This window comes from Nonomuraea sp. NPDC049655 (assembly GCF_044465465.1).
GTDB lineage: Bacteria > Actinomycetota > Actinomycetes > Streptosporangiales > Streptosporangiaceae > Nonomuraea.
Map to the genome: position 1 here is coordinate 24,348 of NZ_JBITLS010000026.1, position 25,325 is coordinate 49,672.

Sequence of the window (25,325 nt, forward strand, 5' to 3'; positions counted from 1 at the left end):
GGGTCTACAGCTGCAACGACTTGATCTCCAGGTACTCCTCCAGGCCGAACTCGCCCATCTCCCGGCCCACGCCCGACTGCTTGTAGCCGCCGAAGGGGGCCAGCGGGTTGAACTGGCCGCCGTTGACGACGACCTGGCCGGTGCGCAGCCTGCGGGCGACGGCGACCGCGCGCTCCTGGCTGCCCGACCAGACCGCGCCGGCCAGGCCGTACCTGGTGGCGTTGGCGATCTCCACGGCCTGGCCCTCGCTCGTGTACGGGATCAGCGCCAGCACGGGCCCGAAGATCTCCTCCTGCTCGATCGTCATGCCCGGCTCGACCGCGGCGAAGACCGTGGGCTCGACGTAGAAGCCGCGCTCGCGCGGGCGCTCGGTGCCGCCGGCGACGAGTCTGGCGCCCTCCTCCTGGCCCCGGTTGATGTAGCGGACCACCCGGTCGCGCTGGGCCGCCGACACCAGGGGTCCGACCCTGGTGGCCTCGTCGAAGGGGTCGCCGACGGTGTACTTGCGGGTCGCCTCGACGGCCAGGCGGACGGCGTCGTCGTACTGGTCGCGGTGGACGATCATGCGGGTCCAGGCGGAGCAGGTCTGGCCGGCGTTGATGAAGCAGTTGGCCACGCCGACCTTGACGGCCGTGGCCAGGTCGGCGTCGGGCAGGATGATGTTGGCCGACTTGCCGCCGAGCTCCAGCGCCACCCGCTTGACGGTCTCGGCGGCGAGCGCGGCGACCCGGCGGCCGGCCACGGTGGAGCCGGTGAAGGAGACCATGTCCACGTCGGGATGGGCGGCCATCGCCTCGCCGACGACCGGGCCGCGCCCGCTGACCAGGTTGAACACCCCGGGCGGCAGGCCCACCTCGTCGAGGATCTCGGCCAGCGCGTACGCCGCCAGCGGCGCCACCTCGCTGGGCTTGAGCACCACCGTGCAGCCGGCGGCCAGCGCGGGGCCGACCTTGCAGATGATCTGGTGCAGCGGGTAGTTCCAGGGCGTGATCGCCGCGACGACCCCGATCGGCTCCTTGACCAGCAGCGAGTTGCCGATGCGGGACTCGCGCGGGTAGCTCTCGGCCAGCTGCGCGTAGGAGGACAGGACGGCGGCGGGCATCAGCGTCTGCACCTTGAGCGCGAAGCCGAGGGGCGCGCCCATGTCGGTGGCGATCGTCGCCGCGACGCTCTCGGCGCGCTGTTTGAGCAGCTCGGCCGCGTGGCCGAGGAGCTTCCCGCGCTGGGCCGCCGAGGTGTCGGACCAGGCGGGGAACGCCTCCCGCGCCGCCGACACCGCCGCCTCGACGTCGTCGGGGGTGCCCGCGGGCACCCGGTCGATGATCTCCTCCGTGGCCGGGTTGGCGACCTCGATGGACTCGTCTGACGTAGAGGCGTTCCAGGAACCGCCGATATACAGCTGGCGCATGGGGCCATCCTCGCGTGCACGTCGTGGGGCTGGCGAGACCACGGATCGAGCAGAGGGGGATTCCTCATCCTCCGCGCGTCCGAGAACCTACCGCCGGGGTATGAGTCTTACCCCGGCGGTGGCGACATATCTAGTCGAAGGTGGGCTGTCTGGTACGAGTGCGCTTGAGCTCGAAGAAGTCCTCGAACTCGGTGACGAGAAGCACGCCGTCCCACAGCCTGCCCGCGTCCTCGCCCCTCGGGATGGACGTGATCACGGGGCCGAAGAAGGCGTTGGCGCCGACGCGGATGACCGGGGTGCCGACGTCCTGGCCGACCAGCGTGATGCCCTCCTGGTGGGAGGCGCGTACGGCGTCGTCCCACTTGGTGGAGTGGGCGGCGGCGGCGAGGTCGCGGCTGAGGCCGATCGCCTCCAGGGAGTCCTCGATCAGCTCGCCGAGGCGGCTGAGGTCCTTCATCCCGCGCTCGTTGTGCAGGCGCGTGCCGAGCTCGGTGTAGAGCGGGCCGACGACCTCGTCGCCGTGCGCGGCCCGCGCGGCGGCCACCACGCGGACGGGTTCGATGGCCCTGGCGATGGCCTCACGGTAGGAGTCGGGCACGTCCTTGCCCTCGTTGAGGACGTTGAGGCTCATGACGTGCCAGCGCGGCTCGACGGCGCGTACCTTCTCCACTTCGAGAAGCCATCGTGACGTCGCCCAGGCAAAAGGGCAGAAAGGATCGAACCACAGGTCCACGGGAATCTTCTCAGTCACGTGGGGCCATAACCTGAGGGTGTCGAGGTCCTATTCCCGGCGTGGCAGGATACCGACAAACTACAACGAAGTGGTGAAAAGGAGCGCAACTTGGCAGGCAACCTGACCCGGGACGAGGCTCGCGAGCGTGCCCGGCTGTTGAAGGTCGAGTCGTACGAGGTCGCACTCGACCTGACGGAGGGGGACGAGCGCTTCGAGAGCGTCACGACGGTGCGCTTCACCAGCACCAGCCCGGGCGCCTCCACCTTCATCGACCTGCACGGCGCCAACGTGCGCAAGGTCACCCTCAACGGCGCCGACCTCGACGTCTCCTCCTATGACGCCGAGAAGGGCCGCTTCCCGCTCCCCTCGCTGGCGGAGTCCAACGAGCTGCTGGTCGACGCCGACTGCAGCTACATGCGCACGGGCGAGGGTCTCCACCGCTTCGTGGACCCGGTCGACCAGAAGGTCTACCTGCACAGCCAGTTCGAGACGGCCGACGCCCACCGCATGTACGCCTGCTTCGACCAGCCCGACCTCAAGGCCGTCTTCCAGCTCACCGTGCTGGCCCCCGCCGACTGGGAGGTCGTCTCCAACGGCGCCGCGGCCAAGGTCGAGGACCTCGAAGGCCGGTCCGGCCGCCACGGCGGCGTCCAGGCGGCCAGGCGCTGGGAGTTCGAGCCGACGCCGGTGATCTCGACGTACATCACCGCGCTGGTGGCCGGGCCGTACTACAAGGTCACCTCCGAGCACGACGGCATCCCCCTCGGGCTCTACTGCCGCGCCTCGCTCGGCGAGCACCTCGACGCCGACAACCTCTTCGAGGTCACCAGGCAGGGCTTCGACTTCTTCCACCGGGTGTTCGGCGTCCGCTACCCCTTCACCAAGTACGACCAGCTCTTCGTGCCCGAGTTCAACGCCGGCGCGATGGAGAACGCCGGTTGCGTGACGTTCCTGGAGGACTACGTCTTCCGCTCCCGCGTGACCGACGCGGTCGTCGAGCGGCGCGCCGAGACGATCCTGCACGAGATGGCCCACATGTGGTTCGGCGACCTGGTCACCATGCGCTGGTGGGACGACCTGTGGCTGAACGAGTCCTTCGCCACGTACGTGTCCGTGCTGGCCCAGGCCGAGGCCACCCGCTGGGGCAACGGCGCCTGGACCACGTTCGCCAACGTGGAGAAGTCCTGGGCCTACCGCCAGGACCAGCTTCCCTCCACCCACCCGATCGCCGCCGACATCCCCGACATGCAGGCGGTCGAGGTCAACTTCGACGGCATCACGTACGCCAAGGGCGCCTCGGTGCTCAAGCAGCTCGTCGCCTACGTCGGCCTGGACAACTTCCTGGCCGGCGTGCGCGACTACTTCGCCGAGCACGCCTGGGGCAACACCGAGCTGAAGGACCTGCTCGCCGCCCTTGAGCGCACCTCGGGCCGCGACCTGTCGTCGTGGTCGAAGGAGTGGCTGGAGACCGCGTGGGTCAACACGCTGCGGCCCTCCTTCGAGGTGTCCGACGGCCGCTTCACCTCCTTCGAGGTGCTCCAGGAGGCCCCGGCCGACTACCCGACGCTGCGCTCGCACCGCATCGCCATCGGCCTGTACTCGCTGGCCGACGGCGTGCTCACCCGGACCAAGCGGGTCGAGCTCGACGTGGTGGGCGCCCGTACCAGCGTGGCCGAGCTGGTCGGCGCCGAGCAGCCCGACCTGGTGCTGCTCAACGACGACGACCTGACCTACGCCAAGATCAGGCTGGACGAGCGTTCCCTGCGCACGCTCGTCGAGGGCGGCATCGCGGCCTTCACCGAGTCGCTGCCGCGCGCCCTGTGCTGGTCGGCGGCCTGGGACATGACCCGCGACGGTGAGATGTCCACCCGCGACTACGTCAGGCTGGTCATCTCCGGCGCGGGCACGGTCTCCGACATCACGGTCCTGCAGGCGGTGCTGCGCCAGGCGCGCCAGGCCGTCCAGCAGTACGCCGCCCCGGCCTGGCGGGCCGAGGGCGAGGCGCTGCTGGCCGCCGAGCTGCGCTCGCTGATCGGCTCGGCCGCGCCCGGCTCCGACCACCAGCTCGCCTTCCTCCAGGCGTTCGCCCCGGTGGCGGTCGCCGGCGCCGACCTCGACCTGCTGCAGGCCATCCTCGACGGCACCGGCGTGCCCGAGGGCCTGACCGTCGACGCCGACCTGCGCTGGACGCTGGTGGCCGCGCTGGTCTCCGGCGGCCGGCTGGGCGAGCCCGACATCGCCGCCGAGCTGGAGCGCGACCCTACGGCGACGGGTGAGCGGTCGGCCGCGCTGTGCCGGGCCGCGATCCCGACGGCCGAGGCCAAGGCGGCGGCCTGGGACCGGATCGTGGGCGGCGACCTGGCCAACCACATCGCCCGCAACACCATCGCCGGCTTCCAGGACGCCCACCACGCCGAGCTGCTGGAGCCGTACCGGGAGAAGTACTTCGCCGAGGTCGGGCGCGTCTACCGCGAGTGGACGTTCGAGAAGGCCTCGACGTTCGCGATGAACTGCTTCCCCGCGCTGCTCATCGAGCCCGCCACGGTCAAGGCGGCCCAGGACTTCCTGGCCGCCGAGCAGCCGCCGCAGGCCCTGCGCAGGCTGATCCTGGAGGGCGCCGACGGCGTCAGCCGCGCCCTGCGCAACCGCGAGACCGACGCCGCGTCGGCCTGATCCGTCCGGGTCCCCGCCACACCCGGCGGGGACCTGGCTTCGCGCTGCGGCGAATACGGCCTGAGCACGGAGACCGGGTGTTAGCCTCAAGTACGTGCTAGGCGCCGGTACCACGCTCAACGACCGCTACATGCTGGCCGACCGCCTCGGCGGCGGCGGCATGGGCGAGGTCTGGCGTGCCGACGACCTCGTGCTGGGCCGGGCCGTCGCGGTCAAGGTGATGATGCCCGCCCTGTCGGAGAACCCCACCTTCACCCAGCGCTTCCAGAACGAGGCCAGGGCCATGGCCACGCTCAGGCACCGCGGCGTGGTGGGCGTCTACGACTACGGCGTCCACGAGGCCGACGGGCGCCGGGTCAGCTACCTGGTGATGGAATACGTCCGGGGCGAGTCGCTCGACCGGGTGCTGCGGCGCGGCCCGCTCGGCGCGCAGGAGGCCATGCGCCTGGTCGCCGAGGTGGGCGACGCGCTGGCCGCGGCCCACGCCCAGGGCATCGTCCACCGCGACGTCAAGCCGGCCAACCTCATGGTCCGGCCCGACGGGCAGGTCGCGCTGACCGACTTCGGGGTCGCCCACTCCGCCTCGGCCGGCCATCTCACGGCCACGGGCACCATGCTCGGCTCGGCCGCCTACTGCGCGCCGGAGATGGCCGCGGGCAACGAGGTCACCCCGGCGGTCGACGTCTACGCGCTGGGCGTGGTGGCCTACGAGTGCCTGACCGGGCGGCTGCCGTACCAGGGGGACACCCCTGTGCAGATCATCTTCAAGCATCTCAACGCGCCCGTGCCCGAGCCGCCCGCCGAGCTGCCGCCCGCCGTTCGCCAGGTGGTGACGCGGGCGCTGCAGAAGGATCCGGCGCAGCGCTGGTCCTCGGCGTCCGACATGGCGCGGGCGGCCCGCGCGTCGGTCAGTGGCGCGGCTTTGCCCGGCTCGCCGCTCACCGTCCCTCCGGCGACCCCGCCAACGACGGGCTCCCACACGGGTCTCCCCACCGGCTCCTACGCAGGTCTTCCCACGGACCCCCACACCGGTCTGCCCATGGGCTCCCACGCGGGCCTTCCCACGGGTTCCCAACCGGGCCTTCCCACGGGATCGCACCCCGGTCTTCAGCCGACGGGCGTCATGCCCGTGGCCGACCCCGGCTCGCCGCTCACCATGCCGTCGGCCCCCGCCGGCGGCAGCTCCCGCCGTCGTCGCACGCTGACGGCCCTGGCCACGATGGCGGCCGCCGTCGTGGTGTCGGCCGCGGTGGCGGGGTCGGTGTGGCTGCGTCCGGCCGAGCCCGCCAGCACGGGCCAGGTGCTGCCGCCCGCCGACGAGACCACGCAGGTCCACAGCCCGAGCAGCCCCGAGCACACCACCAAGGAGCCCGCGCCGCCGACCAAGGCCGTGCCGAGCGCCAAGCCGAGCGGCACCACCAGCGCGACCCCCGGCCCGACCGTGGCCCCCACCACCCCGAGCGCCACGCCCACCGTCTCGCCGAAGCCCACGCCGACCGTGACCACCTCGGAGCCCGAGCCGACACAGGAGCCCACCCAGCCCCCCGAGGAGCCCACGGACGAGCCCACGGTCACCAGCCCGCCGGAAGACGTGCAATGCGTACGCGCCCCATGCCCGTAACCACCCCAAGCCGTCCGGTGCGTGAACGCGCCCTACCTGTAACCGCTCCGGGACGTCTGGTGCGTGCGTGCCCCATGTCCGTGACTGCTGCAAGATCGTGAGAAAGTCTTCGCGTGGATTCGACTCGTGAGCTGCTGATCGCCCTCGCCCGCCGGTACGCCTTCGCCGATCTGGGGGCGCTCGCCCCCACGGCCGAGATCTCCGACGTGTGCGAGTTCGGGCAGCGGCTGCTCTCGCTCGACGCCGAGGACTTCGCCGCCGAGGCCAGGTCCGTACCGGCCGACCTGCGCCGGCTCGCCCGCGCCTGCCACATGCCGCAGACGCCGCGGGAGCAGCCGCGCGGAGCCCTGGAGTCGCTCAAGCCCGCCTACGGCCTGCTGCTCGAGGTGATCGCCGTCCGCTGGCACCGGCGGGAGCTGAGCCCCATGATCGCGGCCGTGCACATCGCCAGCGAATACCTGCCGCTGCTGGCGTTCGAGCCGCAGCTCGGCCACGCCGGCGATCCGGCCCGCTGGCCCGCCGGGCTGAGCGCGCCCGGAAGCAGGTTCGGCGTGATCGGCGACCGTGAGTGCGACCACACCAAGTCCGAGCAGTCGGCCACGAACCGCACGCTGCGGGTGTCGGTCGAACCCGGCGAGGGCTGGCGGGCCTACTTCGACCGGCAGCACAGCCAGTTGGCGGGCGCGCTCGCGGTCTGCGTCGCGACCTGCCGCAACCCCTGCACGGCCATGGACTGGATCGACCCCGAGCCCCGCGCCGACCTGCAGGTACGCGCCCGTACCGCGCTGACCTTCGCCGAGACGCCGCTCGTCCGGCTGCGGCACGCGGCGCCCGTCGGGCACGGGTTCGGGGTGCCGTCGCCGGAGGAGGTGCTCGACGCCTGGGAGCGCAGCCGGACGGCGCTGGACAAGAACGTGGTGGGCGCCGCGGCCGCCAAGGACGACGGTTTCCCGCTGCCGGGGCTGCCCGCCCTGTTCTCGGCCGTGGCCGGAGCGCCGATCGAACCGTCCAGCCTGCTCGCCGGCGTCAGCGACCACGTCGTCACCCTGCTGCAACGCGCCTGACCACACCCCCACGAACACACCTGAGCCGACGGGCACGTCCCCCTCGCGGTGCGGGGGGACGGCACGCCTGCCCGCCGCCAGGCACAGCGCACACAGGCTGAGGCAACGGCACATCCAGTCCCGAAAGGACCGCCCCCTGAGCTGCCTCAGCACACAGCACACCTGAGCCGACGGCGGTGGTGTGCCCGGCACGGAAGGGGGGCGCGTGAGAGCGTGGCCGACCCGGTGGTGCCATTAGTGGTGGGGGGTGGCTTGGTCGGCGAGGGCTGTGATGCCGTGCAGGAGGTCGCCGATCAGGTCGCCCGCGCTGAAGGCGGTGGCCATCGACAGGGCGGTGAGCCGGCAGGCGCCGTCACTCAGCCGCCGCCTCGCGTTCGCGCCGGTGACGATCTCCAGGGCGTGGCCCGCCGGATCGACGAACACGACCACGGCGTCGGCCGACTCGGCGCCCAGGGCGGTGTGCAGGCGCTCGGCGAAGTGCCGTCGCGCGCCGACCGGCTCGCCCAGGAACACGCCGAAGCGCAGCCCGCTGCGCCGCTCGGCCCTCTGGACGGCCCTCCTGAGATCGTCGACCTGAGCCGTCGTCAGTGCCCGCCTGGACGCACGGGTCCGCGTCCGCATCGGTGTCTGCGCCGAAGCCTGTGTCGATGACCGTGTCAGGGGTCGCTCCAAAGGCCGCTCTGAGGGGTGGTTCGGGGGGTGCATCGTTGCGTCACCAGCCTGCCGAGGCGCCGCCGAGGTGTTCGTCCGGCTCGACGGCCATGGCCGCGGCCGCCCAGTCGAGTTCGGACGTCCGTGCCCAGGGGGCGGCGCCGTCGGCCAGCACCCGGGTCGACGTGCTCACGCCGTGCTCGCTGCCGGACGGCCCGCCCAGCCACACCGGGCCCGGCTCCACCACCCCGGACGAGCCCCGCCCCGGCACCATGACCAGCAGGCTGATCAGTACGAACAGCCCCAAGGACACCCCGATGAGAAAGAGCAGACTCTCCGCCGCGCTGTTCACACGACGAACGTAATCCTCCGGCGGGTGCCCGGCCAGACCCGTACGGGACCCTCCTACCAGACGGACGGCCGCCGCTCCCCCCAGAACCCGCCCACAGCCGCCTCGACCTGGGCCGACAGCGAGATCAGGGTGCCCTCGCCGCCGATCCGCCCGGCCAGCATGACGCCGATCGGCAGGCCCTCGGCGCTCCAGTGCAGCGGCAGGTTGACCGCGGGCTGGCCGCTGACGTTGTAGATCGCTGGGAAGGCGGCGAAGCGCTTCATGCGTTCGAAGGTCTCCTCGACATCGTCCACGTCCTCGAACCAGCCGACCGGCCTGGGCGGCTGGGTGAGGGTCGGGGTGAGCACCGCGTCGTAGGCGTTCGTGATCGTGAGCGCGCCCCGGGTGGCGAGCTGGAGGGCGGCCTGGGCCTGGAGGAACGCGGGGGCGGTGGTGGCCAGGCCGCGCTCGCGCAGCCACCGGGTGAGCGGCCTGAGCAGGTGCCCCTGGTCGTCGGCGACCGGGTGCATGCAGGCGAAGGTGTACCAGAGGGTGACGAACTGCGGCACGAGGTCCGCGCCGAACGGCCTGGGGATCTCCACGACCTCGTGCCCGAGGCCGGCGAGGATCGCGGCGGCGCCCTCGTACGCGGCCAGCACCTCGGGATCGACCTCGGCCCCCGGCACGACGGGGTCGGCGTAGCGGGCGATGCGCAGCCGTCCGGGGTCGCGGCCGGCGCAGGCGAGGTACGTGCCCTCGTGCCGGGGCGCGAGGTAGAGGTCGCCGGGCTCGTTGTGCGCCATGACGTCGAGCAGGGCCGCGGCGTCGGCGACGGTACGGGCGATCGGGCCGTTCGTGGACATGCCGGCCAGGTCGGGGATGATCGGGGCGAAGCTGATCCGGCCGCGGGTGGGCTTGATGCCGTACAGGCCGCATGCGGACGCCGGGATGCGGATCGAGCCCGCGCCGTCGCTGCCCTGGGCGGCCGGCGCCAGCCCGGCGGCCACGGCGGCGGCCGCTCCCCCGCTGGACCCGCCGGCCGACGTGCCGAGGTCCCAGGGCGAGCGGGCGGGCGGCGAGACGTCGGTCTCGGTGTAGCAGGGCAGCCCGAACTCGGGGGTGGCGGTCTTGCCCAGCATGACCGTGCCGGCCTCGCGCAGCCGCGTCACGACGGTGTCGTCCACCGGCGCGACGAACCCCCGGTAGACCGCCGAGCCGAAGGTGATCGGCACGTCCTTGACCAGATTGAGGTCCTTGACTGGGATCGGCACCCCCGCCAGCGGCCCGTCAGGCAGCTCTTTCTCCAGGCGGCGCGCCTGGTCGAGCGCCTGTTCGGCGGTCACGGTGACGTACGCGCCGACCGAGGGATCGATCCGCTCGATCCGGTCGAGATAGTGCTGGGCGAGCTCGACCGGTGAGACGTCACGGTCGCGGACGGCCCGGGCCTGCTCGAGCGCGGAAAGCTCGTGTATTTCTCGCACGATCGGCACACTAGGCATCTCTAGAGAAGAACGTAAGACATACCCCGAAAACATGAGTGGAACACGATGAGCTGGGCCATAAAACTATGGACAGGTCAACACTAGGAATCATTCCGATCTCCGAGCTACGGTGAGTTACGTGGACTCCGACAACCAGCGAGAAGACGGTCACAACGCGTCACCCATCTGGGTGAGCGACCGGCCAGAGGGCGAGCGCACCGCCGCCGCGACACCATCGGCGCCCACCACCACCTACGCGCCCGTGGAACGCGCGTCCGTGCGTGACCTGCTCCAGGAGCCGCGGTTCCGCCGCATGCGCAACCGCGCGCTCGTGGCGATCGGCGTGGCGATCGTGGTGGGTTTCCTGCTGCGCGACTGGCGTCTGGGCGTTACCGCCGGGGTGGTCGCGGCCATTTTCGAAGCGGTCTACCGCGCGCGGTCCCACTCCACGGTGCCGGCGTGGCGGCGCGCGTCCGTGGCCGAGCGGCGTACCGAGGGGCAGCTCCGCAGGCTGGAGCGCAGCGGCTACCGCACCCTGCACGCCAGGGCGATCCCCGGCAGCGAGGCCCAGATCGACCACCTCGTGGTGGGGCCGACCGGCGTCTACGCCGTGGACTCCGAGAAGTGGGACAAACGGCTTCCCGTCCGCGTCCAGTCGGGCAAGAAGCTCTTCCACGGTCCGTTCGACATGAAGCCGAGGCTGACCGAGGCCAAATGGGAGGCGTCCCAGGCCAGCGAGCTGATCAGCAAGGCGTTCGGCCGCGAGGTCGTCGTCGTGCCGTCCCTGGCCATCTACGGGCCGCCCGTGCCGTGGAAGATCATGACCATCCGCGGCGTGGACGTCTACCAGGGCGACCGGGCGCGCAAGTGGATCACCAAGCGCGAGCGGGCGCTGACCCCGGCCGAGATCGACCGGCTCTACGACATCGCCGCCCAGGTCCTGCCCGCCCGGTACGGCGAGGGCTAGGACAGGCCGGCCGGCCCCGCGGAGTCACGCTCCGCGGGGTTTTTTCACGCCCGCCGACGTGCCCGCCGACGTGCTCGCCGACGTGCTCGCCGACAGCCGGGCGCCGAAGTCGTCCAGCTCGGCGGCCAGCACGCCGCTGGGCGGCAGCGCGTCCGGCAGGCGGGACAGCAGGGCCGTGCCCACCCCGGCGATGCGGACGATGTGGTCGATCAGCGCCTCCTGGTCCTCGGGCCAGGGGAAGGACGGCTGGGCGATGAGCAGCGAGACGCAGCCGTGCACGGCCGACCAGAGGCCGAGCGCCAGCTCCTCGGGATCGCCTTCGAGCACGCGGGCCGCCACGCAGGCGGCGACGGCGTCCACCATGTGGCGGAAGCACGCGGCGGCGGCCGGCGGCACGCCCTGCACGGCCGAGGGCCGCATCATCAGCACCCGGTACTGCACGGGATGGTCGAGGGCGAAGCGGGCGTAGGCCCGTCCGCAGCGGCCGAGCGCGAGGAACGGGTCGCCCGTCAGGTTCTCGCTGAACATCCGGCCGAACTCGTCCCACACGCGCAGGCAGACGGCCTCCAGCAGCGCCTCTCTGTCGGCGAAGTGCAGGTAGACCGAGGGCGTGGACACCCCGGCGCGCTGGGCGACGGCGCGCAGGGTGAGGGCGTCCTCGCTGCCGGACTCGGTCAGCAGGTGCTCGGCCGCGCGCAGGATCTCCTCCCGCAGCAGGCCGCCTTCTCCGCGCCGGGCGCGCACACGTCTCGCAGCGGTCATGGATCTCAGATTGACGCCGTCAGGTTGACGGTGTCAATCTGACCTTCTGCTGAACGGATATCTGAAGGGATATCGCGAAAAATGGGGACTTTCGGGGAGGCGACCGCGCTGGTCGCCCGCGGCGCGGACGAGTTCGGCGCCACGCTGGACGCCCAGTGGAGCGTGGGCGCCAAGCTGCACGGCGGCTACCTGCTGGCGGTGCTGGCCCGCGCCGCCTGCCAGAGCGGCGCCGGCGAGCGGCACCCGCACGTGACCGCCGTGAGCGGCGCCTTCGTCGAGCCGCCCGCGCCCGGCCCGGCGGACGTGCGCGTGGAGCCGCTGCGGATCGGCCGGAGCCTGGCCCAGGTACGGGTCTCGCTGGCCCAGGAGGGCAGGGTGCGCGTCGAGTCGCACGTCACGCTCGGCGTCCTGGACGACGGCGACCCCTGGTGGACCTCGCTCCCCCCGGTCGAGCTGCCGGCCGAGGAGGACTGCTTCCTCGCGCCCACCGACCCGCCCGGCGCGGACTTCGCCGTGCCGCTGATGGCCGTGGTCGAGGAGCGCGTCGATCCGGCGCATCTGGCGTTCGCGTTCGGGGCGCCGACCAGGAAGGGCGAGATCGCGAGCTGGCAGCGCCTGGCCGACGGCTCCGACTGGGACCCGCTGAGCCTGCTGGTGGCGCTCGACCCCGTGCCGCCGGTCTCGTTCGACCTCGGGCTGTCCGGCTGGGTGCCGACGATTCAGCTCTCGGCCTACATCCGCCGGCTGCCCGCCCCCGGCCCGATCAGGGTCCGCCTGTCGGCCACGGACGTCGGCGGCGACCGCATGGACGAGGTGGCCCACGTGTGGGACTCCAAGGGCCGGCTGGTGGCCCAGGCGACCCAGCTCGCGGCCGTACGGTTGCCGGACTGAGCCGTCCGGGTAGTGGACACGTGTCTCAGGTGCCGGGCGGGTGGCCGTAACATGTGAAGACTCGCCTCATGATGGGAGAAGCACAATGCCGGCCCTCAGGTCACGTACGGTCACCCACGGCAGGAACATGGTCGGCGCCCGGGCCCTGCTCCGGGCGACCGGCGTAGCCGGGAGCGACTTCGGCAAACCCATCATCGCGGTGGCCAACAGCTTCACCCAGTTCGTCCCGGGCCACGTGCACCTGCGCGAGGTCGGCGACGTCGTCTCGGCCGCGATCCGCGAGGCCGGGGCGATCCCGCGCGAGTTCAACACGATCGCCGTCGACGACGGCATCGCGATGGGCCACGGCGGCATGCTCTACTCGCTGCCGTCCCGCGAGCTGATCGCCGACGCCGTCGAGTACATGGTCAACGCCCACTGCGCCGACGCGCTGATCTGCGTCTCCAACTGCGACAAGATCACGCCGGGCATGCTGCTGGCCGCGTTCCGGCTGAACATCCCCACGATCTTCGTCTCCGGCGGCCCCATGGAGGCCGGCAAGACGCCGGGCCGCAAGCTCGACCTCATCGACCCGATGATCGCCGCCGCCGACGCCTCGGTCTCCGACGACGAGCTGCTGGAGATGGAGGAGAACGCCTGCCCGACCTGCGGTTCGTGCTCGGGCATGTTCACCGCCAACTCCATGAACTGCCTGACCGAGGCCATGGGCCTGGCCCTGCCCGGCAACGGCACGATCCTGGCCACCCACAAGCGGCGCAAGCAGCTCTTCGAGGACGCCGGCCGCCAGCTCGTCGAGATCACCCGCCGCTACTACGAGGACGGCGACGAGTCGGTGCTGCCGCGCTCGGTCGCCAGCCGCGCGGCGTTCGAGAACGCCATGGCGCTCGACGTGGCGATGGGCGGCTCCACCAACACGATCCTGCACATCCTGGCCGCGGCCCGCGAGGCCGAGGTCGACTTCGGCCTCAAGGAGATCAACGAGATCTCGCTGCGGGTGCCGTGCCTGTGCAAGGTCGCCCCGGCCACCAGCAAGTACCACGTCGAGGACGTCCACCGCGCCGGCGGCATCCCGGCCATCCTGGGCGAGCTCGACCGGGCGGGGCTGCTGCACCGCGACGTGCCCACGGTCAACGGGGGCACGCTGGCCGACACGCTGGCCGCCTGGGACGTCAAGTCGCCGACCGTGCTGCCCGAGGCCGTCGAGCTGTGGCACGCGGCGCCGGGCAACGTGCGCACGGTGAAGGCGTACTCGCAGGACAACCGCTGGGACTCCCTCGACCTCGACCGGGCGCAGGGGTGCATCCGCGACCTCGACCACGCCTACAGCGCCGACGGCGGCCTGGCCGTGCTCTACGGCAACATCTCGCGCGACGGCGCGGTGGTGAAGACCGCGGGGGTCGACGAGTCGATCTGGAAGTTCAGCGGGCCCGCGGTGGTGTTCGAGTCGCAGGAGCAGGCCGTCGAGGGCATCCTCGGCGGGCGGGTCAAGGAGGGCGACGTGGTGGTCATCCGCTACGAGGGCCCCAAGGGCGGCCCCGGCATGCAGGAGATGCTCTACCCGACCTCCTTCCTCAAGGGCAAGGGCCTGGGCAAGGCGTGCGCGCTGGTCACCGACGGCCGCTTCTCCGGCGGCACGTCCGGGCTGTCGATCGGGCACGCCTCGCCGGAGGCGGCCGAGGGCGGCACGATCGCGCTGGTCGAGGACGGCGACGTCATCGACATCGACATCCCCGGCCGGTCGATGGAGCTGCGGGTGCCCGAGGCCGAGCTGGCCGCGCGGCGCGAGCGGCTGCTGTCCGACCTGGGCGGCTACCGGCCGCGCGACCGCAACCGTCCGGTGAGCGTGGCGCTGCAGGCGTACGCGGCGATGACCACGTCCGCCTCGACCGGCGCCTCGCGTGATCTGTCGCAGCTGTCCCGATAGTTAGGGTGCGGTGGACCCCCGGTCCACCGCACAGATTTTCGAAAATTGTCGGTGGTCGTCCCTATTCTTGGGGTATGACGACAGTCGTGAAGGACGAGACTCGCCCGCTGACGACCGCCGAGATCGCCGCCATCGCCCTCTCCCTCGCTCACCTCGGAGCGGGCCCGCAGGCCGTCGCCGCACGGCGCGGCCTGCAACACGCGCTCGAGCACCTGGAGCTCGACGACGACGTCATCGCGACCACGCTCGCGACCCTGACCGAGCCGCTGCCCGTGGAGACCGCCTCCCGGGCCAGGCTCATCGCCGACGCCATCACCAGCCGCCTCATGATCCGCCTCCACTACCGAGACGCCTCGGGGGCCGTCACCTCCCGCGACGTCGAGCCGGTGACCTGCCTGGTCCACCGCGAATACTGGTACCTGGTCGGCGTGTGCCGGATGCGGCGGGCCATCAGGGCGTTCCGGTTCGACCGCATCATCGCGGTCGAGCCCACCCTGACCCCGTCGCGGCCGCACCTGGCCGACCGGTTCCTGCCCTTCCAGCGCCGCCGCCGGCGGACCACCGCAGCCTGACCTGCCGCAAGCAGATCATCGCGGCGTAACCTGCCGCAAGCTTGACCCTCGGGCCCCCGGGCGTTGGTGCGGGGCGTGACAGGCTCGCGCACATGCGCGTCCGGGGGATCTCGCTCATCGCCGCCCTGCTGCCCGTCGTCGTGCCCGTCGCCGTGTCCGCCTGCGCGGCGGGCCCGCGTCCGGCCCCGCTCCCGATCGTGGCGCACCGCCAGGCGGTGGCCGTGGAACGCCTGCTGCCGCCGGCCACGCGGCGGGCGCTCGACCGGGCGCTGGAACGTCAGCTGCGGGGCCGTCCGGGGCGGGTGGCGCTGTCGGTGTACGACCGCGCGACGGGCGTGCGGTACTCCTACGCCGAGGGCAGGCCGTTCGTGCTGGCCAGCGTGGCCAAGGTGGACATCCTGCTCGCCCTGCTGCTGCTCAGGCAGAGCGAGCACCGGCGGCTCGGCGCGTACGAACGCAGGCTCGCCTCCCGGATGATCCGCCAGAGCCACAACGAGAGCGCGCACGAGCTGTACATGACGGTCGGCGGCCAGGAGGGGCTCAGCCGGGTCCTGGGCGCGCTGGAGGTGCGCGACACCAGGCCGGGCGCGGGCCTGTCGTGGGGCATGACCCTCAGCCACCCGTCGGACCAGGTGCGGGTGCTGGAGCAGCTCACCGACCCCGCCGGGCCGGTGCCGGCCGCGAGCCGCCGCTGGGCGCTGGGGCTCATGTCGTCGGTGGACCGGTCGCAGGCGTGGGGCGTCAGCGCCGCCGGCGGCGAGGTGGCGCTCAAGAACGGCTGGCTGCCGGTGGACGCGCACGACGGGCGGTGGACGGTCAACAGCGTGGGCCGGATCGTGCTGAACGGGCACGAACTGCTCATCGCCGTGCTGTCGGAGCGCAGCCCGGACATGGCGACGGGCGTGGCGACGGTGGAGCGGGCGGCCCGGCTCGCCGTGGAGGCGTTCACCCGGGCCCGCCGGTCAGGAGGAGCAGCAACCTCCGCCGCAGCAGCCGCCCCCGCCACCGCCGGCCGGACGGGGAGCGGCGGCGCCACCGGTCATGGAGACGGTGGACAGCAGCTTGACCGTGTCCCCGTGGCCCTCCGGGCAGGTCGCCGGCTCGTCTGAGGCCGACATGGGACGGGAGACCTCGAACGTGGAGCCGCAGGCGCGGCAGCGGAAGTCGTAACGCGGCATGCGGTAAGCCTAACCCGCTGTGGCCGGTGAGCGGGAGCCGGCGTAGGTCAGGTGCGCATGGTCGGAGACGGGCTCGTAGCCGATCGACCGGTAGATCGCGTTGCTGGTCGGGTTGTCCAGGTCGGTGAAGAGCACGACCTGCTCGCACCGTTCGGCCAGCGCCACTTCGCTGGCGTACGCGGTGACCGCGGCCCCGTAGCCCTTCCTGCGGCACGACGGCGGCGTGTAGACCGGTCCGACGCGGCACACGCCGCCGGCCGCCCGGCCGAGCCCGGCCACCGATACCGGCACGCCCTCGGCCTCCCACACGAACAGCTCGCGCCCGGCCACCCGCTGGGCGACGCGCTCGGCGACGTCGTGCGCCTCGCCGAGCCCGACCTCGGCGCCGAACGCCTGGTACCAGCTCACCATCAGCGGGAAGTCGCCGGGCCCGGCGAGCCGGCCGCGGCCGGGCACGGACGGGACGGCGAGCGCGCCGAGACGGTAGAGCCGTTCGGACACCGTCCGGTCGGGCTCGCCGAGCAGCCGGACCACCTCGGCCGTCGCCTCGACGGGCCCCACGACCATGGGCACGTCGCCGCCGAGCGCCTCGACCAGCGGGGCGACGGCCTCGGCGGGCATGCGCGTGAGGCTCAGGGGGGCGGGCGGCGTGCGGAAGGCGGCGGCGCGCACCTGGCCCCCGGCGGTCCACCAGGCGAAGAAGGCGGCGTCGGCGGGATGGCCGGCGCGCAGGTTGGCCAGGACGGTCAGCGGAACCGTGTTGCCGACCGGGTCGCCGAGCAGGAACGGCTCGGCGACCGCGGCGAATTCCTCCGGATCGGAGGTGAAGGTCCACATGCCCGTCATGGTGGCAGGCGGTGGCCTCCGGCTTCAAAGGGATTGCTAGGCCGCCGCCTCCAGGTAGGGCGCCCATTGTGGATCGCCGACGAGCGAGGCGCCGATGAGCCGCCAGTGGGCGCCCCTCGGCACCGCCGGGAGGACGCGCAGCGTCCATCCCAGCTCCTCCAGGTATTTGTCGGCCTTGCGGTGGTTGCAGGTCGTGCACGAGGCGACGCAGTTCTCCCACGTGTGGGTGCCGCCGCGCGATCTCGGGATCACGTGGTCGATGGTCTCGGCCCGCTGCCCGCAGTAGGCGCAGCGGTAGTCGTCGCGCCGCATGAGGGCGGCCCTGGTCAGCGGGATTCGGGACCGGTAGGGGATGCGGACGTATCTGCGGAGCCTGATCACCGAAGGCACGTCGAGGGTGCAACTCGCCGAGCGGAGCTGGGCGCCCCGCCCGTCGCGGTGCACGACGTCGGCCTTCTCCCGCAGCACCAGGACGATGGCCCGGTGGAGCGAGAGCGTGGTGAGCGGCTCGTAGGTGGCGTTGAGCAGCAGGACCTGGCGCGTCATCGGGCCTCTCCCTGCCGCGCGCGTATCAAAGGGGACATGCCGTGGCATGTCCCGCCTGTCGGCCCCTCCTGGGGCACTGGTGCTTCCGTCACATGGACCTCCGCCGGACGGTCCAGCGGATGGTCACCACGGCACCGTCCTGTCACCAAGTCTGGCGTTAGCCGTAGCGTCCCCGCCACCCCATAATCTTCAAGCCGGAATGACCAGAGGGACACACGTTACGTTTTATGCCCGCTTCACCAGCGCTTTACGCCCCCACCTTGGCAGTAGGGTTCCTGGCATGACGCGAGAGCCTTATCCGACGGCACGCCGCGAAGACGTCGTCGACATCCTGCACGAAACGCCCGTCCCCGACCCGTACCGGTGGCTGGAGGACCCCGACAGCCCGGACACCAAGGAGTGGCTGCTCGCGCAGGCCGAGCTGTTCAACGCCAGCCGTGGCGAGCAGCGGTTCAAGGACCGCATCGCCGAGCTGCTGCGGTCCGGCTCGGTGGGGACTCCGGCCTGGCGCGGGGAGCGCCGGTTCTTCTCCCGCCGCACGCCCGACCAGGAGCACGCGGTCTACTACGTGGTCGAGGCCGACGGCACCGAGCGGGCGCTGATCGACCCGATGGAGATCGACCCGTCCGGTCTCACCACGCTCGACGCCGTGCAGCCCGACAAGGAAGGGCGGCTGCTGGCGTACCAGATCTCGGTGGGCGGCGACGAGGAGTCGGTCCTCTACGTCATGGACGTCGCGACCGGGATGCGCGTCGAGGGCCCGATCGACCGCTGCCGCTACTCCCCCATCGCCTGGCTGCCCGGCGGCGAGGCGTTCTACTACGTGCGCAGGCTGCCGCGCACCGAGGTGCCGGAGAACGAGGCGCAGTTCCACCGCCGCGTCTACCTCCACCGTGTCGGCACCTCGACCGAGGACGACGTGATGATCTTCGGCCAGGGGCTGAAGATGACCAACTACTACGGCGTCTCCGTCTCGCGCGACGGCCACTGGCTCCAGGTCTCGGCGCACGAGGGCACCGCGCCGCGCAACGACCTGTGGGTGGCCGACCTGACCGCCTCGCCCGCCGACGCCCCCGACCTGAAGGTCGTGCAGGAGGGCGTCGACGCGCAGACCGCCCTGGTGTTCGGCCGCGACGGCCGGCTCTACGTCCACACCGACAGGGACGCCTCCCGCGGGCGGGTGTGCGTGACCGACCCGGCCGACCCCGGCTACGAGTCCTGGCGCGACCTGATCCCCGAGGACCCCGAGGCGGTGCTGTCCGACTTCGCGATCCTCGACGACCTGGAGCGCCCGGTCATGCTGGTGGGCTGGACCCGCCACGCGATCAGCGAGATCACCGTCCACGACCTGGCGACCGGCGAGCGCGTCGGCTCGGTGCCGACGCCGGGGCTGGGCACGATCGGCGGCATCTCCGAGCGTCCCGAGGGCGGCTTCGAGGCGTGGTTCGGCTACACCGACAACACCACGCCGCCGACGATCCAGCGCTACGACGCCCGCACGGGCGAGACCACGCTGTGGGCCGCCTCGCCGGGCGCGGTCGAGGTGCCGCCGGTGCGCACGTCGCAGGTGGTGTACCGGTCCAAGGACGGCACCGACGTCCGGATGCTGATCATCTCCCCCGCCGACGAGCGGCCCGGCCCCCGGCCCACGATCCTCTACGGCTACGGCGGCTTCGGCCTGTCCATGACCCCCGGCTACTCGGCCTCGATCCTGGCCTGGGTCGAGGCGGGCGGCGTCTACGCCATCGCCAACCTGCGCGGCGGCGGCGAGGAGGGCGAGGACTGGCACCGCGCGGGCATGCTGGCCAACAAGCAGAACGTGTTCGACGACTTCCACGCCGCGGCCGAGCATCTCATCGAGACCGGCGTCACCACCCGCGAGCAGCTCGGCATCTCCGGCGGCTCCAACGGCGGCCTGCTGGTGGGCGCCGCGCTGACGCAGCGTCCCGACCTGTACGCGGCCGTGGTCTGCTCGGCTCCGCTGCTCGACATGATCAGATACGAGAAGTTCGGCCTCGGCGCGACCTGGAACGTCGAGTACGGCAGCGCCGACGACCCCGAGCAGTTCGGCTGGTTGTGGGGGTATTCGCCCTACCACCGGGTCGAGGAGTCGGTGGCCTACCCGGCGACGTTGTTCACCGTCTTCCAGTCCGACACGCGGGTGCACCCGCTGCACGCCTGGAAGATGTGCGCGGCGTTGCAGCACGCCTCCACGGCCGGGCGCCCGGTGCTGCTGCGCAACGAGGCCGAGGTGGGCCACGGCGCCCGCTCGGTGAGCCGGACGGTCGACCTGTCGGCCGACACGCTGACCTTCCTCGCCCAGCACACCGGTCTGTAGTGTCGCAGGCATGAGCAGCCTGGGGCCGGCCGTCGTCGAGGCCGTCCCCAGCGCTGCGCTGCGGCCGTACGTCACCCGGCTCTGCGCCTACAGCGAGCACTATCCCGCGCCCGTCACGCGCGCCGAGGCCGCCCTTCCCGGGGCGGTGCTCATCCTGGGCGTCGGCGCGCCGATGGAGGCGTACGGGGAGCGGGTCAGGGCGTTCGCGGGCGGGCTCGCCGACCGGTTCGCGGTCACCCGCGTCAAGGGGCCGTGCGAGGGCGTGGAGGTGGTGCTCACGCCGTTCGGGGCGCGGCGGCTGTACGGGCTGCCGATGCGCCACCTGACGAGCCGGGTGGTCCCGGTGGAGACCGTGCTCGGGCCGTGGGGCGGGGAGCTGCTCGACCGGCTGGCCGCGACGCCGTCGTGGCGGGAGCGGCTGGCCCTGACCGACCGGCTGCTGACCGCGCGCATCCTGGCCGGGCCGCAGGTGGGCCCCGAGCTGCCGTGGGCGTGGGCGCGGCTGCTGGAGTCGGGCGGACGGCTCGGCGTGTCGTCGCTGGCCGCGTCGCTGGGCTGGAGCCACCGGCATCTGGTGGCCCGCTTCCACGACCAGGTCGGGCTGGCCCCCAAGACGGCGGCCCGGGTGATCAGGTTCGGCCGGGCGGCGCGGCTGCTGCGCTCCGGCAGGCCGATCGCCGCGGTCGCGGCCGAGTGCGGCTTCTACGACCAGGCCCATCTCAACCGGGAGTTCCGGGCGCTCGGCGGCACCACGCCCGGTCAGATTCGTCCAAGACCCGCGGGCGGGCCGCCGGACATGCTGGAGCCATGAAACGCACTGTCTACGCACTGGCCCGCTACGAGCACCCGCAGGCGGCGCTCGACTTCCTGACCGCGGCGTTCGGGTTCCGGGTGCACGAGTCGTCGAAGGACGAGTCCGGGGTCGTCGAGCACGCCGAGCTGTTCGTCGAGGACGACCTGATCATGATCGGCCGGGGGAAGCCGGGCGGGCCCGGCGTCTACATCGCGGTCGACGACGTCGACACCCACCACGATCGCGCCAGGGCCGCGGGGGCCGTGATCACCATGGAGCTCACCGACCAGCCGTACGGCTCGCGCGAGTACGCCTGCGAGGACCCCGAAGGCAACTCCTGGTTCTTCGGGACGTACCGCCCGTAAAGCCTCGAAGAGCGGTCAGCGGGGGAAGACGACGGTCTTGTGGCCGTCGAGCAGGACGCGCTGCTCGGCGTGCCACTGGACGGCGCGGGCCAGCGCCACGCACTCCACGTCGCGCCCGATGCGCACGAGGTCGTCCGGCGAGTGGCTGTGGTTGACCCGGGCGACCTCCTGCTCGATGATCGGCCCCTCGTCGAGGTCGGAGGTCACGTAGTGGGCCGTGGCGCCGATGAGCTTGACGCCCCGGTTGTGGGCCTGGTGATAGGGCTTGGCGCCCTTGAACGACGGCAGGAACGAGTGGTGGATGTTGATCGCCCGCCCGGCCAGCTTCTCGCACAGGTCCTCCGACAGCACCTGCATGTAGCGGGCCAGCACCACCAGGTCGACCTGGTAGTGCTCGACCAGCGCCAGCACCTCGGCCTCCTGCCTCGGCTTGGTCTCGGGCGTGATCGGCAGGTGGTGGTAGTCGATGCCGTACGACTGGGTGAGCGGGCGCAGGTCGGGGTGGTTGGAGGCGACCGCGACGACCTCGATGCCGAGCGTCTTCGACCTGACCCGGTAGAGCAGGTCGTTGAGGCAGTGGTCGAACCGGCTGACCATGATCAGCACGCGCGGCTTCCTGGCCACGTCGCGCAGCCTGAACTCCATGGCGAAGTCGGGGGCCAGGGCCGCGAAGGCGGCGCCCAGCTCGTCCTCGCCGAGCGGGCCGGAGAACTGCACGCGCATGAAGAACCGCTGGGTGACCCGGTCGCCGAACTGCTGGCTCTCGATGATGTTGCACCCGTGCGCGGCCAGCAGGCCGGAGACGGCGGCCACCACGCCGGGGCGGTCGGGGCAGGACAGGGTCAGGATGTACTCGGCGTGGCTGCTCATGCCTTCACTCTCGCGGACGTGGGATCGTAGGGCGCCTTGAGGCTGATCTGGGCAGAGTACAGGTCGCCGGCCACGTCGACCTCCACCTTCTCCAGCGTGACGCCGCCTTCCTGCGAGACCTCGGTGACGAAGCCCAGCGCCACGGACCTGCCGAGCGTGGGGCTGTGGGCCGCCGAGGTGACGTAGCCCACCGGGACGCCGTCGGACAGCAGGGACTCGCCGCCCCACAGGTGTGCGGCGGGGTCGTCCAGCACGATCGAGACTACCCTGCGCGCCGGCGTCTCCAGAGCGTGCCGCGCTCCCCGGTAGCCTCCGCTCTTCTTGCAGGTGAAACGCAGTCCGGCGGCGGCGGGGCTGATCTCGGGGCCCAGCTCGCGGCCCCAGGCGCGGTAGCCCTTCTCGATGCGCATGGCCTCGATGGCGTAGTGACCGGCCTGGGTCAGCCCGCCGGCGCCCATGAGCGTCTCGTGCACGGTGACGGCGAACTCGGCGGGCACGTACAACTCCCAGCCCAGCTCGCCCACGTACGTGACGCGGGTGGCGCGCACGGTGGCGTGGCCGAGGTCGACCAGACGGGACGTGCCGAAGTCGAAGGCGGAGAAGTCGGACTTCGACACCGACTGCAGGATCGTCCTGGACGAGGGGCCCATCACGCCGAAGACCGCGTACGCGCCGGTGACGTCCACCAGGACCGCCCGCCGGTCGCCGAGGCCCTTGGAGATGTGGTCGAAATCCCTGGTGGTCTGGGCCGAGCCGGTCACGATCAGGTACTCGTCGCGGGCCACGCGCGTCACCGTCAGGTCCGACTCGTAGCCGCCCCGGTCGTTGAGCAGGCCGGTGTAGACGACCCGGCCGGGCTCGACGTCCACGTCGGCGGTGCACAGCCACTGCAACGCCTCCATGGCCTCGGGGCCCTTGAGGACGAACTTGGAGAAGGCCGTCTGGTCGAACAGCGCCGCCGCGTTCCGGCAGGCCGCCACCTCGGCGTCCACGTACGGCTGCCATCCCGGCCGCCCGAACGTGGACGGCGTGGCGGGCCCGAAGTAGTTGACCCGTTCCCAGCCCATCTTCGACCCGAAGCGCGCCCCGGCCTGCGCCAGCAGGTGGTGGACCGGCGAGCGGCGCAGCGGCCGGGCGGTCTCCAGCTCCCGGTCCGGCCAGGACATCGCGTAGTGCAGCCCCAGCGTCTCGGTGACCCGGTCGCGCAGCCAGGTGTCGTTGCCGGCCCAGCGGGCGAAGCGCCGGATGTCGGCGGGCCACAGGTCGCCGGTCGGCTCGCCGTTCACGATCCACTCGGCCAGCGCGCGGCCGGCGCCGCCCGCCGAGGCGATGCCGGCCGAGTTGAACCCCGCGCCGACGAACAGGCCGCGCACCTCGGGGGTCTCGCCGAGCAGGAACATGTTGTCGGGCGTGAAGCTCTCCGGCCCGTTGTAGAACATCCTGATCCCGGCGTTCTCCAACGCCGGGACGCGCTGGATCGCGTTCTCCATGATGATCGCGAACTGGTCCCAGTCCGCCTCCAGCAGCTGGAACTCGAAGGGGTGGGGGATGCCGTCCATGCCCCAGGGCTTGGCGTCCGGCTCGAAGCCGCCCACGACCAGGCCCCCGACCTCCTCCTTGAGGTAGGCGTAGCCGTCGGGGTCGCGCAGCACGGGCAGGTCGGGGCGCACGCCGGGGATGCGCTCGGTGACCACGTAGTAGTGCTCGGCCGAGTGCAGCGGGACGGTCGCGCCGGCCATCCTGCCGACCTCCTTGGCCCACTGCCCGGCGCAGTTGACCAGCACCTCGGTCTCGATGTGGCCCTCGGAGGTGTGCACGCCGCGCACGGCGCCGTCGCGCACGGTGACGCCGGTGACCCGGACCCGCTCGATCACCTGGACGCCGTGCCGCTGGGCTCCCCTGGCCAGCGCCTGCGTGAGGTCCGCCGGGTTGGCCTTGCCGTCGCCGGGCAGCCAGACGCCGCCCACCAGGTCGTCGGTGCGCATGACCGGCCACAGCTCGCCCGCCTCGCGCGCGCTGACGACCTCGGCCTGGATGCCGTAGTTCCGGGCGGCGGCCGCGGTGCGCCGCAACTGGGTCATGCGCTCGGGGGTGCGGGCCACGCTGACGCTGCCGCACTGCTTCCAGCCGGTGCCGAAGCCGGTCTCGGCCTCCAGGCGGGCGTACAGGTCGGTGCTGTACTTGATCAGCCTGGTCATGCTCTCGGTGCTGCGGAGCTGGCCGACGAGCCCGGCGGCGTGCCACGTGGTGCCGCAGGAGAGCTGCCCCTGTTCGATCAGCACGACGTCGGTCCAGCCCAGCTGGGCCAGGTGGTAGGCCACGCTGCAGCCCGCGATGCCGCCGCCGATGATCACGACCTGTGCCCGGGAGGGCAGGGATGTCAAGAGATGCTCCTCAAGCGATTGATCCCCGGCCAGCTGCGGACGTTGCGCAGCATGGCGATGAACGCCTGCTCGGCGGGCCCCAGCAGCCGGTCGCGGCGGTGGGCCAGCACGATGGGGCGGGGCTTGGGCGCGGGCAGCACCTCCAGGGCCGCCAGCCGCCCGTCGGCGAGCTCCTGCTCGACGCAGTGCTCGGACACCAGCGAGACGCCGAGCCCCGCGGCGACCGCCTGCTTGATCGTCTCCGGGCCCCAGATCTCGCTGCGGCCGGCCTCTTCGAGCCCCCACGTCTCCAGCGCCTGCTCCTGCAGCTCGCGGGTGGAGGAGCCGGGCTCGCGGATGAGGAAGAACTCGCCCGTCAGGTCGGCGGGCTCGGCGCGGCCCTTGCTGGACAGCCGGTGGCCCGGCTGGGTGATGACGACGAGCCGGTCCTCCAGGATCGGCTCGCTGACGAGCTGCGCCGCGCCGGGCTCGCCGGCCAGCACCGCGACGCCGATCTCGCCGTCCACCAGGCCGCGCTCGACCCGCTGGCCGTTGCCGACCTGGATGCCGAGCTCGATGCCCGGATGACGGTCGCGGAAGGCGGCCAGCAACGGCGGCAGGAGGTACGTGCCGACGGTGGTGGTGCCTCCCGCGACCAGCTTGCCGGTCTGCAGCCCGGAGACCTGCCGGATGGCGGCCACGGCCTCGTCGGCCAGCAGGAACACCCGCCTGGCGTACTCCAGCATCACCTCGCCCTCGGGGGTGAGCCTGATGCGGGCGCCGCTGCGGTCGATCAGTGTGGCGCGCAGCGCCTGCTCAAGCTGCCTGACCTGGTGTGACACGGACGGCTGGCTGAGGTAGAGCTTCTGCGCCGCGGCCGAGAAGCCGCCGCACTCCACGACCGTCATGAAGATCCAGAGCCGGTGCAGGTTGAGCTGCATGTCGTCG

Annotated in this window: 22 protein-coding genes; 10 read left to right on the top strand and 12 right to left on the bottom strand. The window is 72.1% G+C overall.

Going from position 1 to position 25,325, the window contains the following annotated elements; translation table 11 throughout:
• Positions 1 to 4 precede the first annotated feature (4 nt).
• A complete protein-coding gene (locus ACIBQ6_RS49275; RefSeq protein ID WP_358294658.1) occupies positions 5 to 1,408 on the bottom strand; it encodes an aldehyde dehydrogenase family protein in 1,404 nt (467 codons plus the stop codon).
• A 130-nt stretch (positions 1,409 to 1,538) separates the two neighbouring features.
• Positions 1,539 to 2,159, bottom strand: coding sequence for a disulfide bond formation protein DsbA (locus ACIBQ6_RS49280; protein WP_397219435.1), 621 nt, complete (start codon positions 2,157 to 2,159; stop codon positions 1,539 to 1,541).
• Between the two features lie 90 nt (positions 2,160 to 2,249).
• Here ACIBQ6_RS49280 and pepN point away from each other — a divergent pair, with 90 nt between their 5' ends.
• The 3 genes from pepN (at position 2,250) to ACIBQ6_RS49295 (ending at position 7,499) form a co-directional block, all read left to right on the top strand.
• Positions 2,250 to 4,814, top strand: a complete 2,565-nt coding sequence (gene pepN, locus ACIBQ6_RS49285; protein WP_397219437.1) for an aminopeptidase N — start codon at positions 2,250 to 2,252, stop codon at positions 4,812 to 4,814.
• Positions 4,815 to 4,908: 94 nt separating this feature from the next.
• Positions 4,909 to 6,435 (top strand): protein kinase, encoded by a 1,527-nt coding sequence (locus tag ACIBQ6_RS49290; protein ID WP_397219439.1) that lies wholly within the window; start codon positions 4,909 to 4,911, stop codon positions 6,433 to 6,435.
• A gap of 113 nt (positions 6,436 to 6,548) precedes the next feature.
• On the top strand, positions 6,549 to 7,499 hold the full coding sequence (locus ACIBQ6_RS49295; RefSeq protein WP_397219441.1) for a hypothetical protein: 951 nt from the start codon (positions 6,549 to 6,551) through the stop codon (positions 7,497 to 7,499).
• 234 nt (positions 7,500 to 7,733) lie between these two features.
• Here the strand turns inward: ACIBQ6_RS49295 and ACIBQ6_RS49300 are convergent, their stop codons facing one another.
• The 3 genes from ACIBQ6_RS49300 to ACIBQ6_RS49310 all read right to left on the bottom strand — a co-directional run bounded on the left by ACIBQ6_RS49300 (position 7,734) and on the right by ACIBQ6_RS49310 (position 9,962).
• Positions 7,734 to 8,120: a DUF5130 family protein gene (locus ACIBQ6_RS49300; RefSeq protein WP_397219443.1), complete on the bottom strand. Its 387-nt coding sequence runs from the start codon at positions 8,118 to 8,120 to the stop codon at positions 7,734 to 7,736.
• A gap of 91 nt (positions 8,121 to 8,211) precedes the next feature.
• Positions 8,212 to 8,502, bottom strand: a complete 291-nt coding sequence (locus ACIBQ6_RS49305; protein ID WP_397219444.1) for a hypothetical protein — start codon at positions 8,500 to 8,502, stop codon at positions 8,212 to 8,214.
• Positions 8,503 to 8,555: 53 nt separating this feature from the next.
• A complete protein-coding gene (locus ACIBQ6_RS49310) occupies positions 8,556 to 9,962 on the bottom strand; it encodes an amidase (RefSeq protein ID WP_358294672.1) in 1,407 nt (468 codons plus the stop codon).
• Positions 9,963 to 10,101: 139 nt separating this feature from the next.
• Between ACIBQ6_RS49310 and ACIBQ6_RS49315 the strand changes: the two genes are divergently transcribed.
• Entirely contained in the window at positions 10,102 to 10,929 is an 828-nt protein-coding gene (locus tag ACIBQ6_RS49315) for a nuclease-related domain-containing protein (RefSeq protein ID WP_364336232.1), read from the top strand.
• Between the two features lie 24 nt (positions 10,930 to 10,953).
• Here ACIBQ6_RS49315 and ACIBQ6_RS49320 read toward each other — a convergent pair whose 3' ends face one another.
• Positions 10,954 to 11,691, bottom strand: coding sequence for a TetR/AcrR family transcriptional regulator (locus tag ACIBQ6_RS49320; RefSeq protein ID WP_397219445.1), 738 nt, complete (start codon positions 11,689 to 11,691; stop codon positions 10,954 to 10,956).
• A gap of 81 nt (positions 11,692 to 11,772) precedes the next feature.
• On the opposite strand from ACIBQ6_RS49320, the gene ACIBQ6_RS49325 reads away from it, so the two are divergent.
• From ACIBQ6_RS49325 to ACIBQ6_RS49335, 3 genes are all read left to right on the top strand, one after another.
• Positions 11,773 to 12,582, top strand: coding sequence for a thioesterase family protein (locus ACIBQ6_RS49325; protein WP_358294677.1), 810 nt, complete (start codon positions 11,773 to 11,775; stop codon positions 12,580 to 12,582).
• An 85-nt stretch (positions 12,583 to 12,667) separates the two neighbouring features.
• Positions 12,668 to 14,506, top strand: a complete 1,839-nt coding sequence (ilvD, locus tag ACIBQ6_RS49330; protein ID WP_397219447.1) for a dihydroxy-acid dehydratase — start codon at positions 12,668 to 12,670, stop codon at positions 14,504 to 14,506.
• Positions 14,507 to 14,580: 74 nt separating this feature from the next.
• Entirely contained in the window at positions 14,581 to 15,078 is a 498-nt protein-coding gene (locus tag ACIBQ6_RS49335) for a WYL domain-containing protein (RefSeq protein ID WP_357980526.1), read from the top strand.
• A gap of 962 nt (positions 15,079 to 16,040) precedes the next feature.
• Here the strand turns inward: ACIBQ6_RS49335 and ACIBQ6_RS49340 are convergent.
• From ACIBQ6_RS49340 to ACIBQ6_RS49350, 3 genes are read right to left on the bottom strand one after another with little or no spacing between them, the layout of a single operon-like run.
• The gene (locus ACIBQ6_RS49340) at positions 16,041 to 16,256 is read right to left on the bottom strand and encodes a zinc ribbon domain-containing protein (protein ID WP_352360476.1); all 216 of its coding nucleotides are present in this window, start codon (positions 16,254 to 16,256) and stop codon (positions 16,041 to 16,043) included.
• A gap of 9 nt (positions 16,257 to 16,265) precedes the next feature.
• Entirely contained in the window at positions 16,266 to 17,093 is an 828-nt protein-coding gene (locus ACIBQ6_RS49345) for a GNAT family N-acetyltransferase (protein WP_397219448.1), read from the bottom strand.
• A 45-nt stretch (positions 17,094 to 17,138) separates the two neighbouring features.
• Positions 17,139 to 17,648 (bottom strand): HNH endonuclease, encoded by a 510-nt coding sequence (locus tag ACIBQ6_RS49350; protein WP_352322827.1) that lies wholly within the window; start codon positions 17,646 to 17,648, stop codon positions 17,139 to 17,141.
• Positions 17,649 to 17,928: 280 nt separating this feature from the next.
• Between ACIBQ6_RS49350 and ACIBQ6_RS49355 the strand changes: the two genes are divergently transcribed.
• Genes ACIBQ6_RS49355 through ACIBQ6_RS49365 form a run of 3 tightly spaced genes read left to right on the top strand, consistent with a single transcriptional unit; the run spans position 17,929 to position 21,144 of the window.
• Positions 17,929 to 19,986, top strand: a complete 2,058-nt coding sequence (locus ACIBQ6_RS49355) for a prolyl oligopeptidase family protein (protein ID WP_397219450.1) — start codon at positions 17,929 to 17,931, stop codon at positions 19,984 to 19,986.
• A 10-nt stretch (positions 19,987 to 19,996) separates the two neighbouring features.
• Positions 19,997 to 20,797 carry a helix-turn-helix domain-containing protein gene (locus tag ACIBQ6_RS49360; protein ID WP_397219452.1) on the top strand — a complete coding sequence of 267 codons (801 nt, stop codon included), beginning with the start codon at positions 19,997 to 19,999 and terminating at the stop codon, positions 20,795 to 20,797.
• Positions 20,794 to 21,144 carry a VOC family protein gene (locus ACIBQ6_RS49365; protein WP_397219454.1) on the top strand — a complete coding sequence of 117 codons (351 nt, stop codon included), beginning with the start codon at positions 20,794 to 20,796 and terminating at the stop codon, positions 21,142 to 21,144. The genes ACIBQ6_RS49360 and ACIBQ6_RS49365 overlap by 4 nt, the downstream gene beginning before the upstream one ends.
• A gap of 15 nt (positions 21,145 to 21,159) precedes the next feature.
• Here the strand turns inward: ACIBQ6_RS49365 and purU are convergent, their stop codons facing one another.
• From purU to ACIBQ6_RS49380, 3 genes are read right to left on the bottom strand one after another with little or no spacing between them, the layout of a single operon-like run.
• Positions 21,160 to 22,014 carry a formyltetrahydrofolate deformylase gene (purU, locus tag ACIBQ6_RS49370; RefSeq protein ID WP_358294691.1) on the bottom strand — a complete coding sequence of 285 codons (855 nt, stop codon included), beginning with the start codon at positions 22,012 to 22,014 and terminating at the stop codon, positions 21,160 to 21,162.
• Positions 22,011 to 24,398 carry an FAD-dependent oxidoreductase gene (locus tag ACIBQ6_RS49375; protein ID WP_397219455.1) on the bottom strand — a complete coding sequence of 796 codons (2,388 nt, stop codon included), beginning with the start codon at positions 24,396 to 24,398 and terminating at the stop codon, positions 22,011 to 22,013. The genes purU and ACIBQ6_RS49375 overlap by 4 nt, the downstream gene beginning before the upstream one ends.
• Positions 24,395 to 25,318, bottom strand: coding sequence for a LysR family transcriptional regulator (locus ACIBQ6_RS49380; RefSeq protein WP_352360491.1), 924 nt, complete (start codon positions 25,316 to 25,318; stop codon positions 24,395 to 24,397). The genes ACIBQ6_RS49375 and ACIBQ6_RS49380 overlap by 4 nt, the downstream gene beginning before the upstream one ends.
• Positions 25,319 to 25,325 lie beyond the last annotated feature (7 nt).

Excerpts from the sequence above, each read along its gene's own strand:
- ACIBQ6_RS49275 (WP_358294658.1), bottom strand. The coding sequence starts at position 1,408 with ATGCGCCAGCTGTATATCGGCGGTTCCTGGAACGCCTCTACGTCAGAC.
- ACIBQ6_RS49300 (WP_397219443.1), bottom strand. The coding sequence starts at position 8,120 with ATGCGGACGCGGACCCGTGCGTCCAGGCGGGCACTGACGACGGCTCAG.
- ACIBQ6_RS49320 (WP_397219445.1), bottom strand. The coding sequence starts at position 11,691 with ATGACCGCTGCGAGACGTGTGCGCGCCCGGCGCGGAGAAGGCGGCCTG.
- ACIBQ6_RS49325 (WP_358294677.1), top strand. The coding sequence starts at position 11,773 with ATGGGGACTTTCGGGGAGGCGACCGCGCTGGTCGCCCGCGGCGCGGAC.
- ilvD (WP_397219447.1), top strand. The coding sequence starts at position 12,668 with ATGCCGGCCCTCAGGTCACGTACGGTCACCCACGGCAGGAACATGGTC.
- ACIBQ6_RS49335 (WP_357980526.1), top strand. The coding sequence starts at position 14,581 with ATGACGACAGTCGTGAAGGACGAGACTCGCCCGCTGACGACCGCCGAG.
- ACIBQ6_RS49340 (WP_352360476.1), bottom strand. The coding sequence starts at position 16,256 with ATGCCGCGTTACGACTTCCGCTGCCGCGCCTGCGGCTCCACGTTCGAG.
- ACIBQ6_RS49345 (WP_397219448.1), bottom strand. The coding sequence starts at position 17,093 with ATGTGGACCTTCACCTCCGATCCGGAGGAATTCGCCGCGGTCGCCGAG.
- ACIBQ6_RS49350 (WP_352322827.1), bottom strand. The coding sequence starts at position 17,648 with ATGACGCGCCAGGTCCTGCTGCTCAACGCCACCTACGAGCCGCTCACC.
- ACIBQ6_RS49355 (WP_397219450.1), top strand. The coding sequence starts at position 17,929 with ATGACGCGAGAGCCTTATCCGACGGCACGCCGCGAAGACGTCGTCGAC.
- ACIBQ6_RS49360 (WP_397219452.1), top strand. The coding sequence starts at position 19,997 with ATGAGCAGCCTGGGGCCGGCCGTCGTCGAGGCCGTCCCCAGCGCTGCG.
- ACIBQ6_RS49365 (WP_397219454.1), top strand. The coding sequence starts at position 20,794 with ATGAAACGCACTGTCTACGCACTGGCCCGCTACGAGCACCCGCAGGCG.
- purU (WP_358294691.1), bottom strand. The coding sequence starts at position 22,014 with ATGAGCAGCCACGCCGAGTACATCCTGACCCTGTCCTGCCCCGACCGC.
- ACIBQ6_RS49380 (WP_352360491.1), bottom strand. The coding sequence starts at position 25,318 with ATGCAGCTCAACCTGCACCGGCTCTGGATCTTCATGACGGTCGTGGAG.